Origin of the sequence: Amycolatopsis decaplanina DSM 44594 (assembly GCF_000342005.1) — a bacterium.
Lineage (GTDB): Bacteria > Actinomycetota > Actinomycetes > Mycobacteriales > Pseudonocardiaceae > Amycolatopsis > Amycolatopsis decaplanina.
In genome coordinates this window covers 41,830-56,624 of record NZ_AOHO01000019.1, presented here as the reverse complement: position 1 = coordinate 56,624, position 14,795 = coordinate 41,830, and the positions used below count along the sequence as shown (strand labels likewise).

Sequence of the window (14,795 nt, the reverse complement as noted above, 5' to 3'; positions counted from 1 at the left end):
TCCGCGCGCCGATCGCGCCACCCTCGCTCGGCGCAGCCCGGCGGCCGTTCGCCGCCGCCGGAGTTCCGGTTGGACTGAATGGGCCAACACTGAGTAGAGACCGGTCTGGAGGTGGAGGCCGGCTGGGTCAAAGGGGTGAAGGCGATGAACGGTTTGCTCGACGACAAGGCTGTCGTCGTGACCGGGGCGGGGCGGGGGCTCGGCGAGGCGTTCGCGGTGCACGTGGCGAGGGCGGGCGGGGCCGTCGTGGTCAACGACATCGACGCCCGGCTGGCCGAGCGGACGACGGAGAACATCCGCCGGTTCGGTGGGAGGGCGGTCGCCAGCGGGCACAGCGTCGCGGATCCGATGCAGGCGCAGGAGATCGTCGACCTCTGTCTCGCCGAGTTCGGCGCGATCGACGGGCTGGTCAACAACGCGGCCCTGAACTACGAGGCGCTGCCGTGGGAGGACGACGTCGAGCAAGCCCGCGAACTGGTCGAGGTGAACATCCTCGGCGTCATGTACACCGGGCTGGCCGCGATCAAGGCGATGGTGGCGCGGGGCAAGCCGGGATCGATCGTCAACATCTCGTCCGGGGCGTCGCTCGGGCAGCGCAAACTCGGCGTGTACGCCGCCAGCAAGGGCGCCGTCGCTTCGCTGACCTACTCGTGGGCGCTCGACCTGGAGGAGAGCGGGATCCGGGTGAACGCGGTCTGCCCGCTCGCGCACACCCGGATGGTGTGGAAGTCGGAACGGTCGTTGCGAGCCTGCCCGCCGGACCGGACGCCGTCCAAGATCGCGCCGGTCGTGCTCTTCCTGCTCGGCGCCGGATCCGACGGGATCACCGGGCAGATGATCCGCTGCAACGGGCCGCAGCTGCACGTCATGGGGCAGCCGTATCTGAAACAGCCCATCCTCGAGCGGCCGGTGTGGGACACCGAGACCGTGCAGCGCGCCTTCGACGAGGTCTTCAGCGCGCACCTGGAGAACTACGGCCTCGAAAAGCGTGTGCCACCCCGGCTGCGCAAGTGGACGGAGTCGACCCGGACCGCCTGACACGCGTGGTCAGACGGACGACACGCGTGATCGGGGATGGAACTCGCGTGATCAGGCGGCGAACCCACGTGACTGGAGGCGGAACTCGTGTGTTCCGCCTCCAGTCACGCGAGTCCCGTCCCCAAGCACGCGAGTTCGCCGCCTGATCACGTGTGTCGTCCGTCCAGTCACACGTGTCGTCCGGTCTAGCCGACGACGAACGGCAGCTTCGCGGCCAGGTCGCCGAGTTCGGCCTTCTCGGCGTCTGTCGGCTGACGGCGGCCGGTGCCGAGCAGCAGCGCGTCCGTGTCGGAGAACGACGCCGGGAACATCTCCCCGGTGCGCTGCTCCAGGATCTGACGCGTCTTGGCGAGGCTGTCGGCGGCTGGGCCGTCGAGGTGCGGGAGATGCGCGACGAGGTCGAGGTGGTGCAGCGTCCATTCCAGAACGTACGCGGAGAGGAAGTCGCCCGCGGTCAGGACGATGTCTCGGGTGGCGACCCGCAGCCCCGGGTCGGCGAGGCCGGCGGCCCGGCCCGCGGCGGAACCGACGTCGTCGAGATGGAACTTGAGCAACCGCGGCTCCTGGTACGCGGCGGCGAGCCGCACGATCAGCGCGTCGAGGTCGTCCTCGCCGGTGGGCGGCTTGTCGGCGACCTCCCAATAGGTGACCGCGTCGCGCGTGGGTTCCGTTTCGGCGGGAGTGGCGAGGGTGATCAGGACGTCCTGGGCGTCGATCACCAGGTGACACACCAGGTCCCGCACCAGCCAGCCGGCGCAGCCGGACGGCTGGGCGAAGTCTTCGTCGGGGGTTTCGGCGACGGTGGCGAGGAGCGCCGCCCAAGAGCGGGAAAAGAGATCCACGGCGGCAAGTTAGCAGCGGTGGCACTCTGGCGGCGACTCCTTTCACGGCGGGGCAGAAGTACATGAAGGCCCCCTTCCTGTACCTAGGCGCAAGGAAGGGGGCCTTCATGTACTTCAGGAACCGGCGGCTGGAGCGGGTTCCGGAGCAGCGGCCGCGTACAGGTCCGCGATCGTCGGCGCGTACCGGTCGTTGATGATCCGCCGCTTCAGTTTCAAAGTCGGGGTCACCTCGCCGCTTTCCGGCGTCCACGCCTTGGGGATCACGTGGTACCGCTTGATCTGCTCGATCCTGGCCAGCCGCGCGTTCGCCGCCTCGACGGCCTTCTCGATCTCCGCGCGGACCTCCGCGTTGTCGGCGAACGATTCGCCTTCGGCGAGCTGGATGCCGTTCGCGGTCGCCCAGCCCGGCGCGATCTCGTCGTCGATGACGATCAGCGCCGTGACGTACGGCCGTTTTTCGCCGATCGCGACGGCCTGCCCGATCAGCGGGTGTTCCTTGAGCAGTCCTTCGATCTTCGTCGGGGCGATGTTCTTGCCGCTCGAGGTGATGATCAGTTCCTTCTTGCGGTCGGTGATCGTGACGAAGCCGCGTTCGTCGATCGTCCCGATGTCGCCGGTGGCGAGCCAGCCGTCGGCGTCGACGTCCGGCTTGATCGTGCCGTCCGCCTGCAGGTAGCCGAGGAACACGATCGCGCCGCGGACGAGGAGTTCGCCGTCCTCGGCGACCTTCACCTCGATGCCCTCCAGCGGGCGGCCGACCGAACCGGCCTTGAACGCCGACGGCGTGTTCGAGGTGACCGCGCCGGTGGTCTCGGACAGTCCCCAGACCTCCTGGATCTCGACGCCGAGCCCGGCGATGAAGTAGAGGATCTCCACCGGCAGCGCGGCGGCGCCGCTGGAGGCGACCTCGATCTGGTCGAGGCCCAGCATCGCCCGCACCGGCGCGAGCGCGGCCGCGTCGGTCCGCGCGATCTTCTCCGCGAGTTCCGGCGGCACCTCCTTGCCGTCACTGCGCAGTCTGTAGCCCTGCTGCAGTAGTTCGTTCGCGCCGATCAGGCCGTTCCGCTTCTCTTCCGGCAGCGAGCCGAGCAGGTTCTTCAGGCCGGCCACCATCTTCTCCCACACCCGCGGGACGCCGAAGAAGCTCTTCGGGTGCACCTGGCCCAGCGCGCCGACGACGCCCGACGGGTCGCCGACGGTGTGCACGTGCCCGGCCCACACGATCGGCATGTAGATCGACAGTTCGCGTTCGGCGATGTGCGCGAGCGGCAGGTACGCGATATTCGTGGCGTGCATCGGGGAGTCGTGCAGCTTCTGGACGGCGACGGCCTGGTAGATCGCGTTGCGGTGCGACAGCACGACACCCTTGGGATCGCCGGTGGTGCCGGAGGTGTAGATCATCGACAGCGGGTCGTCCGGGGTGATCGCGGACCACGCCGTCTCGAACGCCTCCGGGTCGGCCGCGTGCGCTTCGGCGCCGGCCGCGCGCAGATCGGCGAACGACAGGAATCGCTTGTCGTCCGGGGGGACCACGGACGCGTCGAGCAGGACGACGTGCCGCAGCGCGGGCAGGTCGTCGAGGACCTGCGACCAGCGGCCGAGTTCGTCGGCACCGGCGAGGACGACGACGCCGGCGGCGCTGTGCCGGGCGACGAACCCGATCTGCTCCGGGCTGAGCGTCGCGTACGCGGTGCAGGGGATCGCGCCGAGATGGGCCGCGGCGAGGTCGGCGATCAGGTGTTCGGGACTGCTCGGCGCCATGATCAGCATCCGGTCGCGGACGCCGAGCCCGAGTCCGGCGAGCCCTCGGGAAACCTGCGCGATGGCGGTGCGGAATTCGGCCCAGTTCAGGGTCGGCTTGCCCTCGATGTCGAGTGACGTGACCGCCGGCAGGTCACCGAACTCCTGGGCGTTGCGGTGAAGCAGGGCGGGGATGGTCTGGCCTTCGATCTGCTCGGCGACGGTCGGCTGGGTGGTCAACGCTGGCCTCCTCGATGCTGCCTGATCAGGCACACTGTAAGGGCTGTCGGCAGTGGTGGATAGAGAATCGCGGCCACGGTCGCGTTACGCGAAATGTCCACCTTTTCCGTTTTCACCGCGTCAGCCCCGAACAAGGAGGAGCTCTGACGATGACCGGTTCGGCACGCGAGTTGATCGACGCGGTCCAGGCGGAACTCGCACCCCGCGACGGCGAGAACAGGCTCGTCCCGTTGGTCGAGGCGGGTGAGGCGGCACGGGAGGTCTTCGCCGCGATCGCCGCGGAGGAGTACCGGATCGTCCGCAGCGATTGGCGCGCTTTCCTTCATCTCGCGGCGCGTGCGCGGGAGCGGAACGCGCGGGAGTTCTTCGCGGCCTTGGCTTCGGGTGAGGGGCTGGCGCTCGGCAAACTGGCGGCGCTCGCCGAGGAATCGCCCGGTTTCGAGCCGCGCGCGGGATGCCAGGCGTATCCGGCGTTCGTCGCCTGGCTGGCGCTCAACGGCGAACCGGCGGACGTCATCGTGGCGATCGTCGCCAACTTCGCCGCCTTCGGCCGGTACTGCGCCGCGATCGCCGCCGCGATGCGTGAGCGGTACGGCTTCGACGACGAGGCGTGTGCCTTCTTCGACTTCTTCGGCACGCCGTCGCCGGAACTCGAGGAACTGGCCGTCCGGGCCGTGCAGGCCGCGCTCGACGCCGGGCAATTGTCCGAAAAGGACGCTCGGACCCACGCTCGGCTTTTCCAGGCGTACGAACTGGACTTCTGGAACACTCTCGCCGACGATGGTCGCCGTGACTGACCTCGTAGCCGAGGCCGCGGCGCTGGACGCGGCCGATCCCTTGGCGCACAAGCGAAACGAATTCGATCTCGACGCGGATATCGCCTATTTCGACGGCAACTCGCTGGGCGCGCCGCCGAAGCACGTGGCCGAACGTCTCGCCGCGGTCGTCCGCGAGCAATGGGGCGGGCGGCTCATCCGGTCCTGGTCGGAGGGCTGGTGGGAGGCACCGGTGCGGGTCGGCGAGCGGATCGCGCCGCTGGTGGGCGCCGCGCCGGGACAGATCGTCGTGGCGGATTCGACCAGTGTGGACCTGTTCAAGGCGCTGATCGCCGCGACCCGCCTCAATCCCGGTCGCGACGAGATCCTCGTCGACGCGGACACCTTCCCGACAGACGGTTACATCGCCGACGAGGCCGCCCGGCTGACCGGGCGCACGGTGCGCCGCGTCGTCGCCGAGGACATGCCGGCCCAGGTGAGCGAGCGGACGGCCGTCGCGCTGATCAACCACGTCGACTACGTCACCGGGCGCGCCCACGACATGGCCACGCTGACCGCGGCGTTGCACGGCGCCGGAGCACTGGCGCTCTGGGATCTCTGCCACAGCGTCGGCGCGCTTCCGGTCGAACTCGACGGGGCTGGCGTGGACCTCGCCGTCGGCTGCACCTACAAATTCCTCAACGGCGGCCCCGGGTCGCCCGCTTTCCTTTACGTGGCAACGAAATGGCTGGACCGGTTCGAGCAGCCGCTGGCGGGCTGGGCAGGCGACCGCGACCCGTTCGCGATGCGTGGCGCGTACGAGGCGCACGCCGGCATCGCGCGTGGCCGCGCGGGCACACCCGACATCCTTTCGCTGCTCGCGCTGGACGCGGCCCTCGACGTCTGGGACGGCGTGGATCGCGGGCTGCTGCGCGAGAAGGGCCTCGCGCTCGGCGGGTTCTTCTTCCGGTGCGCGGACGAACTCCTCGACGGCGCGACGATCCCGACCCCGCGTGGCGAAGACCGCGGCCATCAGATCTCGGTCATCGACGACGACGCGGCCAAGACGATGGCGGCCTTGATCGACCGCGGGGTGATCGGCGACTTCCGCCCGCCCAACGTGCTGCGGTTCGGGCTGGCACCGCTCTACACCACCTACGGTGAGGTGCTCCGCGCCGTCACGACGCTTCGGGAGCTCCGGAAATGACACTCGGAGTGGCGAAAACGGTGAACACCATTCGGTAGCCGGTGGCAAATAGGTGATCACCTCGCCCCGGCGGGGGAGACACGGCGATCGGTCGCGAATTCGCTGTTAATCTCGACGTTCGCTCTCGCGGCGAGTGTGACGTAGATCCTTCCCCTGTGGCGTAAGGGAAACCCGCGTCGCTCGTCTCAGCGGCACGGCGCGTGCCACGGCGCCCGGAGAAGGAGGGATCGTGTCGTTCACCTATACCGCAGTCGCCGTGTGTGGTGTCGCCTCCGGTTTTCTGCTCAACGAATTCGGCTCCCGATACCCGGTCGAGACGGTACTCGTCGCGATCCTGATCTGCGGGGTGGCGACGTTGTCCTGGGCGGGCGTCCGGATGCTCCGGGACGCGTCGGGAAGGGTCGACGCCCTCCTCGAAGACGAGCTCGGCCGCCTCGGTGAAGATCATTTCGCCGAATCGCCGGTGATAAGCGCCGGGAAATCTCGATTCCGTGGATCGAACGGTGTTACGACGGCGTTCCTCCGCGGTGATGTCGTTCGCAAACCGAACGGTATGTGGAGCCCTGGTCCGAAAGCGTGAGCGAGGTCACGAAGTGTAGTTTTCACCGACTTTTTCCCTGGGATGCGAAGCCTCCGAGGTGTGACTTGATCGAGTCCGAAGAGGGTCGATCAAGCCGCTGCCCGCGGTAAACCGCCAGGTGATCTACTGGTGAGTCACTTGGCGGGGGTGCCCAGGTCCACGTGGTGGACTTTCGGGGTCCGCCGACCTCTCGTCAGCTGGTCACGGCCATACGCGACTACCCTTCGCGTCCGGACTTGACTCACCCGTTTGGGTCTCCTAGCGTCTTCGCGGGCGGAGCGGACCACGCTGTGTTGATCCGGCTATCGGATCCCGCGGGTATGAGATCCCCGGCGACCCGACACCAAAAAACTGCCGGAAGGAAAACGGACCACGGTGAAGCAGAATTCCCTTCGACGAGGCCGCGGCTCTTCGATTCGTTCGCGCGTTCTGACGATCGCGCTCATTCCGAGCATCGCGCTGATGCTGGTCGGTCTCGCGATCGGCGGGTACCTCATCTTCGACGCGGTCGACGGCCGTGACTACGCGCAGCGGATCCGTGACTCGGAAGCCCCTTCCCTCCCCTTCTTCGTGCAGGTACAGGAAGAGCGCCGCCTGACGCTGCGCGAGCTCGCCGGCGACCGGTCGCAGCACGCCACTCTTGTCGAGCAGCGCGCCAAGACCGACGCCGCCGCCCAGGGCGTCGCCGCGCATCTGCAGAAGTTCATCGGTGACTCGCCCGACAGCGTGCAGCGCAACATCGCGACACTGAACGGGCTCCTCGAGAAGACGCCGCAGATCCGGCAGTCGGCCGACTCCGGTCAGCTCCCGCTGCTGGACGCCTTCACCTTCTACAACCAGATCCTCGATCAGTTCGTCGAGGGTCTCACCGGTCTGGCCCAGGACGCGCCGAGCGCCGAGAACGCCTACCAGCGGATCACCGCGGTCCCGTTGTTCACCGCCATCGACCAGATGCAGCGCGCGAACGCCCTCGCCGCCGCGGCCGTCGCGGGCGGCGGCTTCACCGACGAGACTTACCGCGCCTACGTCACCGAGGTCGGTTCCTACCGTTCGCAGCTGGAGTCGTCGGTCTCGCGGATGATCCCGGACGTCAAGGCGAAGTTCGACCAGCTCGTCGCGAGCGACCCGTGGAAGGCCGTCAACACGGTCGAGAACACCTTCCTGCAGAACAGCAAGGCCACGCTCCCCATCCCCGAGCAGACGTGGCTGCAGGCCGCGCGCGGCGTCAGCGACGCGATGATGCGCGGCTTCGTCGAGCAGAGTGGTACGGCCACGACGCAGGCGGTCGACGACGCCGACCGGACGCTGATCACCTCGGCCATCGCCGCGGCCATCGCGCTGCTGGTGGCGATCGGCGTGTTCGTCATCGCCCTGCGGCTGTCCAACCGGCTCATCGGGCGGCTGGCCCGGCTGCGCGAGGACACCCTCGACGTCGCCGAGATCCGGCTGCCCGAACTGGTGGACCGGGTGCGGGCGGGTGAACCCGTCGACCTCGACGACAAGGGGCACTTCCTCGACCACGGCGACGACGAGATCGGCCAGGTCGCCGAGGCCTTCAACAAGGCACAGCAGACCGCCATCGCGGCCGCCGTCGAAGAGGCGAGGACCCGTGAGGGCACCAAGACGGTGTTCCTCAACATCGCGCACCGCAGCCAGGTCATCGTGCACCGCCAGCTCAAGGTGCTCGACCAGGCCGAGCGCAAGCAGGAGGATCCGGAGCAGCTGGACACGCTCTTCCAGCTGGACCACCTCTCCACCCGCGCCCGTCGCAACGCGGAGAACCTGATCATCCTCGGTGGCGGCCAGCCCGGCCGTCAGTGGCGCAAGCCGGTGACGCTGGCCGAGCTGACTCGCGGTGCCTCGGCCGAGACCGAGGACTTCGCCAGGGTGAAGACGGCGAAGATGCCCGCGATGGCGGTGCAGGGCCCGGTCGTCGGCGACCTCGTGCACCTGCTCGCCGAGCTGATCGACAACGCGACCTCGTTCTCGCCGCCGCAGTCGCGCGTCGAGCTGCGGGGCAACGTGGTCGGCAAGGGTGTCGTGATCGAGGTCGAGGACCAGGGCCTCGGTATCGAGCCCGAACAGGCCGCCGAGCTGAACGCGATGTTGGCCGATCCGCCGGATTTCGGCATCATGGCCCTGTCAGCCGAGCCACGGCTGGGCCTGTTCGTGGTCGCGCGCCTCGCCGCGCGGCACGGGATCTCCGTGCACCTGCGCGAGTCCGCGTACGGCGGCACCAGGGCCATCGTGCTCGTCCGCACCGACCTGCTCGCGCCGGTCCCGTCTGATCAGCCGGAGGACGAGGTGGATCCCGAGAGCACCGAGGTTCCGGAAGCCGCGCCGCTGCTCCCGGGCCGTCGTGCCCGCCACCGCACCGAGTTCCCCCCGGAGCGGCCCGAACTGCCCGTGCCGATGCCGGTGGCACCCCAGCCTCAGCCGCAGGCGCACCAGGCTCCGGAGCAGCCCGGTGCCGCGTTGCCGCCGCTGCCCCAGCGTCCGCCGCGAGTGCCCAGGCCGGAGACGCCGCGGCCCGAGCCGATCCGCCCTGAACCCGCACGTGCCGAGAGCCGTCCGCAGCCGGTGCAGCCGCCGGCGTGGCCGCCCGCCGACACCCGGCCGCAGGACGGCCGTCCGCCGCAGACCCGGCGGCCCGGCCCCGAGGCGCCCGGCAGGCCACCGCTGCCGCAGCGCCGTCGTCAGGCGAACCTGGTCCCCCAGCTGATGGAGGACCGGCCCGCCGCCCAGCGCGAGGACGTCCGCGAGGACACCCCCGAGCTGGCCAGGAACCGTCTCGCCGCGTTCCAGCAGGGCACGCGCCGCGGGCGGGACACCGAACCCACCGACGATTACACCGACCTCGACATGTACGGAGATCGTGACTAGATGGCCAACGCGGGAGTCAGTGAACTCGACTGGTTGCTGGATGACCTGGTCAAGCGCGTCAGCGGTGCCGACAGGGCGGTAGTCCTGTCCGCCGACGGCCTGCTCATCGGACGGTCCGGGAACCTGTCGGAGCAGGACGGCGAGCACCTGTCCGCGGTCGCGTCGGCGTTCCAGAGCCTCGCTCGGGGCACGGGACGGCATTTCGGCGGCGGCAACGTCCGCCAGACCATGGTCGAGATGGACCACGCCTTCCTGTTCGTCACCGCGGCGGGCCGCGGCGCGTGCCTCGCGCTGCTGGCGAAGGAGGACGCGGACATGGGCCTCGTGGCCTACGAGATGAACCTGATGGTCAAGCGGGTCGGCGCGGTGCTCACTTCGGCGCCTCGCGCCGCGACTCCCATGTCGCCATGAGCGGGCGGCACGAGTCGTGGTTCGAGGAGGAGGCCGGGCCGCTGGTCCGGTCATACGCCGTCACGGGCGGGCGCACCCGCTCGGACACGCTTGGCCTCGACCTGATCACCCTGGTGGTCGCCATGCGCAGCGCGCACGAGGTGGCCGGTTTCGAGCCGGAGTACGGGCGGATCCTCAACCTGTGCCAGAGACCGACCTCCGTCGCGGAGGTCGCCGCGCGCATCGATCTGCCACTGCCGGTGGTGAAGGTGCTGCTGAGCGACCTCATCGAACAGAATCTCGTGCTGTTCCGCACCGCGACCCCGGTCACCGACACCCCCAACAAACACGTACTCCAGGCGGTTCTTGATGGCATCCGGAAACTCTGAGCCTCGGCGATCCTTGACCGCGAACGCGGTCAAGGTCCTCATCGCCGGCGGGTTCGGGGTCGGTAAGACCACGATGGTCGGTTCGGTCAGCGAGGTTCCCCCGCTGCGCACCGAGGAGGTCATCACCGCGGCGTCCGAGGGCGTCGACGACCTCACCGGTGTCGAGAAGAAGACGACCACCACGGTGGCCCTCGACTTCGGCCGGATCACCATCAATCCCGAGCTGATCCTGTACCTGTTCGGCACGCCGGGACAGGACCGGTTCTGGTTCATGTGGGACGAACTGGCCGAAGGCGCGCTCGGCGCCGTCGTGCTGGCCGACACCAGACGACTCGACAGCTGCTTCGCGGCCGTGGACTTCTTCGAGCGCCGCGGACTGCCGTTCGTCGTCGCCGTCAACTGCTTCGACAACGCCTACCGCTACGGCACCGAGGAGGTCCGGCAGGCGCTCGACGTCGGCATGGACGTCCCGCTGCTGCTGTGCGACGCGCGGGAACGCGAGTCGACGAAGCAGGTGCTGACCGTGCTGATGGAGCACGTGCTGGCGTTGTCCGACCTGGCCGCCGGCCTGCCCCAGGGCCGCTGACCCAGAAGTACGTGAAGGCCCCCTTCATTGCGCTAGGCGCAATGAAGGGGGCCTTCACGTACTTGCGCGTATTCAGGACTTGCGGCGCCGGCGCAGGGTGTCGAGCGCGTAGGTGCCCGGGCCGACCACCGCGAACAGCAGGAAGATCCAGGAGTACAGGGCGGCCGTCTCGCCTTTGTTCTGTAGCGGCAGCAACGCGTCGGGCTGGTGCACGACGAAGTACGCGTACGCCATCGTGCCCGAAAGCAGCACCGCGACCGGGCGGGTGAACAGGCCCGCCAGGATCAGCAGCGAGCCGACCGTTTCGATCACCCCTGCGTACCAGCCGGGCCAGGTGCCGACCGGCACGGCGGCCTTGTCGAAGAAGCCCATCTTCTGCAGGCCGTGGCAGAGGAAAAGGAACGAGACCACTACGCGGACGACGGAGAGGGCCAGCCCTTGCCATTTGGCGGTCTGGCCGACCTCGGTGGTCGTGGCGGCGGCTGTCTGGGTCATGACGCATCCTTCCGGCTCAAGGTGGTCTAAACCATTGATGCAATCGAGGATGCCGGATACCCCCATCGGTGGGGAACTTTCTTTCGGGGGGTAATTCCATGGTATGCCCGAATTCGGCGACTTCGGGACGCGATAAAGGCCCTTTCCTGGAATCATTCCAGGAAAGGGGCCTTTCTCTTTTCGGTCAGCGGCGGCGCAGCGTGTCGAGGGCGTAGGTGCCCGGGCCGATCGCGGCGATCAGCAGGAAGATCCAGCAGTAGAGGGTCGACAGTTCGCCCATGTTCAACAGCGGCAGCAGGCCTTCCGGCGCGTGCACGGTGAAGTAGGCGTAGGCCATGACGCCGGAGAGGAGCACCGCGACCGGCCGGGTGAACAGGCCCACCAGTACCAGTGCGGCACCGACGACCTCGATCACGCTGCCGTACCAGCCGGGCCAGGAACCGAGTTCCACGGAGCCGCCCGCGCCGTCGACGCCACCGAAGAATCCGAATCCCTGCAGGCCGTGGCAGAGGAAGAGGAACGAGACGACGATCCGGACGGCCGACTGGATCGCACCCTGCGCCTTGGCGGCGCGCGGGGTGGCGGCGGTGGTGGTCTCGGCGGGGGTGATGGTCTGCGTCATGGTTCCGGTCCTTCCGGGAGTGTCTGTCGAGCGGCTTCTGACAACGCGTCGGACGGGCTCGACGCGAATCGACATCCGGGCGGAAACTTTTTTCGCGGGCCGGTCACCTCACCCGGTCGGAGCAAGGCCAGACTGGACGGCATGGCGGGTAAGACGAGTGCCGGGATCCTGCTCTTCCGCAGGTCGGGCGAGGTGACCGAGGTGCTGCTCGGGCATATGGGCGGGCCGTTCTGGGCGAAGAAGGACGCGGGCGGCTGGTCGGTGCCCAAGGGCGAGTACGAACCGGACGAGGCGCCGGAGGACGCGGCACGGCGCGAGTTCCAGGAGGAACTGGGGATGCCGGCGCCGGAGGGCGAGTACCGCCCGCTCGGCGAGGTGAAGCAGTCCGGCGGCAAGGTCGTGACGGTCTGGGCGGTGGAGGGGGACCTCGACCCGGATCAGATCGTGCCGGGCGTCTTCGAGATGGAGTGGCCGCCGCGGTCGGGCCGGACGCGGGAGTTCCCGGAGGTCGACAGGGTCGCCTGGTTCGGGCTGGCCGAAGCCGAGGAGAAGTTGCTCAAGGGCCAGCGCCCGTTCCTCGTCCGGCTGGGTGAACTGCTCAACGGCTGAGTAACTCGCCGAGTGGTTTGTCGGCCAGCGAACCCAGTACGAGATCGGCGTGGTCGAAGTTCAGCACCGCGGTGATCGCGTTCGGCACGGCGACGCATTCGAGCCCGGCGGCCTTCGCCGCGGTGACGCCGTGCGGCGAGTCCTCGAACGCGATCGCCTCGGCCGCGGGCAGATCCAGTGCGGCGAGCGCGGCCAGGTAGAGGTCCGGGCTCGGCTTCGCCTCGTGGAGGTCGCCGGTGAGGACGGCCTCGAACGCGTCCGCGAGGCCCAGTCGGTTCAGGTGCGTGGTGACCCAGTCTCCGGTCGAACTGGACGCGATGGCCAGCCGCAGGCCGTGTTCCTTCGCGTCTTCGAGGTACTCCTTGACGCCGGGACGCGGCCCCACGGATTCGAGCAGTTCGGTGACCCTGGCGCGGACGCCGGTGCGGATCGCGACCCGGTCGAGGTTCTCGTCGTTCTTCTCCAGCAGTTCGAACATCGCGACGGCGGTGTTCTGCGTGCCGATCACGGTGTGCCAGACGTCGAGGGGGAGTTCGCCGCCGCGTTCGCGGAAGGTCTCCTGCCAGGCCACGAGGACGGCCGCCTCGGTGTCGACCAGCGTCCCGTCGAAGTCGAAGATCAATGCGCCGGTCATGGGACGAGTCTACGTCTTGACTCACTGAGTGGCACGGATTACCGTACGCATTCGTTAGGAAAGTTACCAAACGAATAATCGCCGCGCACCCGTCCCTCTCAACCCGCCGCCACGGATTCCCGGGGAGATCGATGTGAAGGCCCGAACCCGACTACTGCCACTAGGCGCGGCCGCCATCCTGTTGCCGACGCTGCTCAGCGGCAACGCGCAAGCCGCTGATGTCCTTTTGTCCCAAGGTAAACCCGTCCTCGTCTCCTCGGTGGAGTCTTCCTCCTACGGCGGTCCGCTCGCCGTCGACGGGAAGAGCACCACCCGCTGGGCGAGCGCGGAAGGCGTGGACCCGCAGTTCATCCGCATCGACCTCGGCGGCCCCTCGGCCATCAACCGGGTCAAGCTCAGCTGGGAGGCCGCGTACGCCAGCGCGTACCGGCTGGAAGTCTCCAACGACGGCTCGGCGTGGACCTCGATCAAGTCCGTCACCGGTGGGAACGGCGGAACCGACGACCTCACCGGCCTGTCCGGCAAGGGCCGCTACCTGCGTCTCGTCGGGACCAAGCGCGCCACCAGTTACGGCTACTCCCTTTGGGAGATGCAGGTTTACGGGACGTCGGACTCGTCCGGTGACACGCAGGCGCCCACCGCGCCGACGAATCTCCAGGCCGGTTCGGTCACGGCGTCCACTGTGGACCTGATGTGGACCGGTTCGACGGACAACGTCGGCGTCACCGGCTACGAGGTCCTGCGGAACGGTCAGGTCGTCGGCACGACCGAAACCGCGTCCTTCACCGACAGCGGACTGAGCGCGTCGACCGCGTACACCTACACCGTCCGCGCCAAGGACGCCGCCGGCAACACCTCGGCGGCCAGCAACCAGATCCAGGCGACCACACAGGCGGGCGGCGGCTCGTCGTTCGTCCTCGCCGCCTCCGGTGACATCGCCGAACAGTGCACCGCCTCCTCGTCTTCGTGCATCCACCCGAAGACCGCCGCGCTGGTCGGCCAGATGAACCCGGCCGCGGTGATCACGATGGGCGACAATCAGTACGACGACGCCCATATCGAGGACTTCACGAGCTACTTCGACAAGACCTGGGGCAAGTACAAGAACATCATGCACCCGATCCCCGGCAACCACGAGACCTACGATGACACCCCGCTGGGCGCCTACAAGCAGTACTTCGGCAAGATCGCGACGCCGAACGGGAAGACCTACTACAGCTGGGAAATGGGCAACTGGCACTTCGTCGCCATCGACAGCACGGAGTTCTCGCCCGGTCTGGCCGCGAACGCGGTCAGCGACGAACAGCTGAACTGGATCAAGCAGGACCTGCAGAACAACACCAAGCCCTGCGTCGCCGCGTACTACCACCACCCGCGCTACACCTCGGGTGACCACGGCGACAACGACAAGATGGCCACGCTCTGGGAGACCATGGTCGGAAACAAGGTCGATCTGGTGCTGAACGGGCACGACCACCACTACGAGCGGTTCTATCCGCAGAACGCCGACGGGGACAAGGACGCCGCCGGTCCCGTGCAGATCATCGGCGGTGGTGGCGGGGCGACCCTGTACCCGGTCAAGACGGAGCATCCGGCCACGGCGAAGGCGATCTCGACCTACGGCGTGCTCAAGCTGAACATGTCGGAGAACGCCTTCTCGACCCAGCTGATCGGTCTCGACGGCAAGACCATCGACTCCTCTCCCACCTACACCTGCCACTGATCCCGCGTTTCGGCACCAGGTTGCGATGGTTCGCTTCGCGGACCATCGCAACCTGGCACCTA

15 protein-coding genes are annotated in these 14,795 nt (G+C 68.3%); 10 read left to right on the top strand and 5 right to left on the bottom strand.

Annotation, left to right across the window (positions count from 1 at the left end; all coding sequences use genetic code 11):
• Positions 1 to 144 precede the first annotated feature (144 nt).
• A complete protein-coding gene (locus H074_RS01430) occupies positions 145 to 1,038 on the top strand; it encodes an SDR family NAD(P)-dependent oxidoreductase (RefSeq protein WP_039921251.1) in 894 nt (297 codons plus the stop codon).
• Between the two features lie 185 nt (positions 1,039 to 1,223).
• On the opposite strand, the gene H074_RS01425 is transcribed toward H074_RS01430, so the two are convergent.
• Both H074_RS01425 and H074_RS01420 read right to left on the bottom strand, forming a co-directional pair.
• Positions 1,224 to 1,880 (bottom strand): maleylpyruvate isomerase N-terminal domain-containing protein, encoded by a 657-nt coding sequence (locus tag H074_RS01425; RefSeq protein ID WP_007028229.1) that lies wholly within the window; start codon positions 1,878 to 1,880, stop codon positions 1,224 to 1,226.
• A 114-nt stretch (positions 1,881 to 1,994) separates the two neighbouring features.
• Positions 1,995 to 3,860 carry an AMP-dependent synthetase/ligase gene (locus H074_RS01420; protein WP_007028228.1) on the bottom strand — a complete coding sequence of 622 codons (1,866 nt, stop codon included), beginning with the start codon at positions 3,858 to 3,860 and terminating at the stop codon, positions 1,995 to 1,997.
• A gap of 149 nt (positions 3,861 to 4,009) precedes the next feature.
• Between H074_RS01420 and H074_RS01415 the strand changes: the two genes are divergently transcribed.
• From H074_RS01415 to H074_RS01385, 7 genes are all read left to right on the top strand, one after another.
• Positions 4,010 to 4,657, top strand: coding sequence for a hypothetical protein (locus H074_RS01415; RefSeq protein ID WP_007028227.1), 648 nt, complete (start codon positions 4,010 to 4,012; stop codon positions 4,655 to 4,657).
• On the top strand, positions 4,641 to 5,822 hold the full coding sequence (locus H074_RS01410) for an aminotransferase class V-fold PLP-dependent enzyme (protein WP_007028226.1): 1,182 nt from the start codon (positions 4,641 to 4,643) through the stop codon (positions 5,820 to 5,822). The genes H074_RS01415 and H074_RS01410 overlap by 17 nt, the downstream gene beginning before the upstream one ends.
• A 229-nt stretch (positions 5,823 to 6,051) precedes the next feature.
• Complete coding sequence (locus H074_RS01405; RefSeq protein ID WP_007028225.1) at positions 6,052 to 6,402, top strand: hypothetical protein; 351 nt, start codon at positions 6,052 to 6,054, stop codon at positions 6,400 to 6,402.
• A 375-nt stretch (positions 6,403 to 6,777) separates the two neighbouring features.
• Entirely contained in the window at positions 6,778 to 9,285 is a 2,508-nt protein-coding gene (locus H074_RS01400; protein ID WP_007028224.1) for a sensor histidine kinase, read from the top strand.
• Positions 9,286 to 9,696: a roadblock/LC7 domain-containing protein gene (locus tag H074_RS01395; RefSeq protein ID WP_007028223.1), complete on the top strand. Its 411-nt coding sequence runs from the start codon at positions 9,286 to 9,288 to the stop codon at positions 9,694 to 9,696. It abuts the gene before it with no gap.
• Positions 9,693 to 10,064, top strand: a complete 372-nt coding sequence (locus tag H074_RS01390) for a DUF742 domain-containing protein (RefSeq protein WP_007028222.1) — start codon at positions 9,693 to 9,695, stop codon at positions 10,062 to 10,064. The genes H074_RS01395 and H074_RS01390 overlap by 4 nt, the downstream gene beginning before the upstream one ends.
• Positions 10,045 to 10,650: a GTP-binding protein gene (locus tag H074_RS01385; protein ID WP_026466899.1), complete on the top strand. Its 606-nt coding sequence runs from the start codon at positions 10,045 to 10,047 to the stop codon at positions 10,648 to 10,650. The genes H074_RS01390 and H074_RS01385 overlap by 20 nt, the downstream gene beginning before the upstream one ends.
• Positions 10,651 to 10,722: 72 nt before the next feature.
• On the opposite strand, the gene H074_RS01380 is transcribed toward H074_RS01385, so the two are convergent.
• A complete protein-coding gene (locus tag H074_RS01380; RefSeq protein ID WP_007028221.1) occupies positions 10,723 to 11,145 on the bottom strand; it encodes a DoxX family protein in 423 nt (140 codons plus the stop codon).
• A gap of 184 nt (positions 11,146 to 11,329) precedes the next feature.
• Positions 11,330 to 11,767 (bottom strand): DoxX family protein, encoded by a 438-nt coding sequence (locus H074_RS01375; RefSeq protein ID WP_007028220.1) that lies wholly within the window; start codon positions 11,765 to 11,767, stop codon positions 11,330 to 11,332.
• Between the two features lie 141 nt (positions 11,768 to 11,908).
• On the opposite strand from H074_RS01375, the gene H074_RS01370 reads away from it, so the two are divergent.
• A complete protein-coding gene (locus H074_RS01370) occupies positions 11,909 to 12,376 on the top strand; it encodes an NUDIX hydrolase (protein ID WP_007028219.1) in 468 nt (155 codons plus the stop codon).
• Here the strand turns inward: H074_RS01370 and H074_RS01365 are convergent.
• Positions 12,366 to 13,010, bottom strand: a complete 645-nt coding sequence (locus H074_RS01365) for an HAD family hydrolase (RefSeq protein WP_007028218.1) — start codon at positions 13,008 to 13,010, stop codon at positions 12,366 to 12,368. The two genes, H074_RS01370 and H074_RS01365, sit on opposite strands and share 11 nt — an antisense overlap.
• A gap of 133 nt (positions 13,011 to 13,143) precedes the next feature.
• Here H074_RS01365 and H074_RS01360 point away from each other — a divergent pair, with 133 nt between their 5' ends.
• Positions 13,144 to 14,733, top strand: a complete 1,590-nt coding sequence (locus H074_RS01360; RefSeq protein ID WP_167333155.1) for a discoidin domain-containing protein — start codon at positions 13,144 to 13,146, stop codon at positions 14,731 to 14,733.
• Positions 14,734 to 14,795: the final 62 nt, after the last annotated feature.

Excerpts from the sequence above, each read along its gene's own strand:
- H074_RS01430 (WP_039921251.1), top strand. The coding sequence starts at position 145 with ATGAACGGTTTGCTCGACGACAAGGCTGTCGTCGTGACCGGGGCGGGG.
- H074_RS01415 (WP_007028227.1), top strand. The coding sequence starts at position 4,010 with ATGACCGGTTCGGCACGCGAGTTGATCGACGCGGTCCAGGCGGAACTC.
- H074_RS01410 (WP_007028226.1), top strand. The coding sequence starts at position 4,641 with ATGGTCGCCGTGACTGACCTCGTAGCCGAGGCCGCGGCGCTGGACGCG.
- H074_RS01395 (WP_007028223.1), top strand. The coding sequence starts at position 9,286 with ATGGCCAACGCGGGAGTCAGTGAACTCGACTGGTTGCTGGATGACCTG.
- H074_RS01390 (WP_007028222.1), top strand. The coding sequence starts at position 9,693 with ATGAGCGGGCGGCACGAGTCGTGGTTCGAGGAGGAGGCCGGGCCGCTG.
- H074_RS01385 (WP_026466899.1), top strand. The coding sequence starts at position 10,045 with ATGGCATCCGGAAACTCTGAGCCTCGGCGATCCTTGACCGCGAACGCG.
- H074_RS01380 (WP_007028221.1), bottom strand. The coding sequence starts at position 11,145 with ATGACCCAGACAGCCGCCGCCACGACCACCGAGGTCGGCCAGACCGCC.
- H074_RS01375 (WP_007028220.1), bottom strand. The coding sequence starts at position 11,767 with ATGACGCAGACCATCACCCCCGCCGAGACCACCACCGCCGCCACCCCG.
- H074_RS01370 (WP_007028219.1), top strand. The coding sequence starts at position 11,909 with ATGGCGGGTAAGACGAGTGCCGGGATCCTGCTCTTCCGCAGGTCGGGC.
- H074_RS01365 (WP_007028218.1), bottom strand. The coding sequence starts at position 13,010 with ATGACCGGCGCATTGATCTTCGACTTCGACGGGACGCTGGTCGACACC.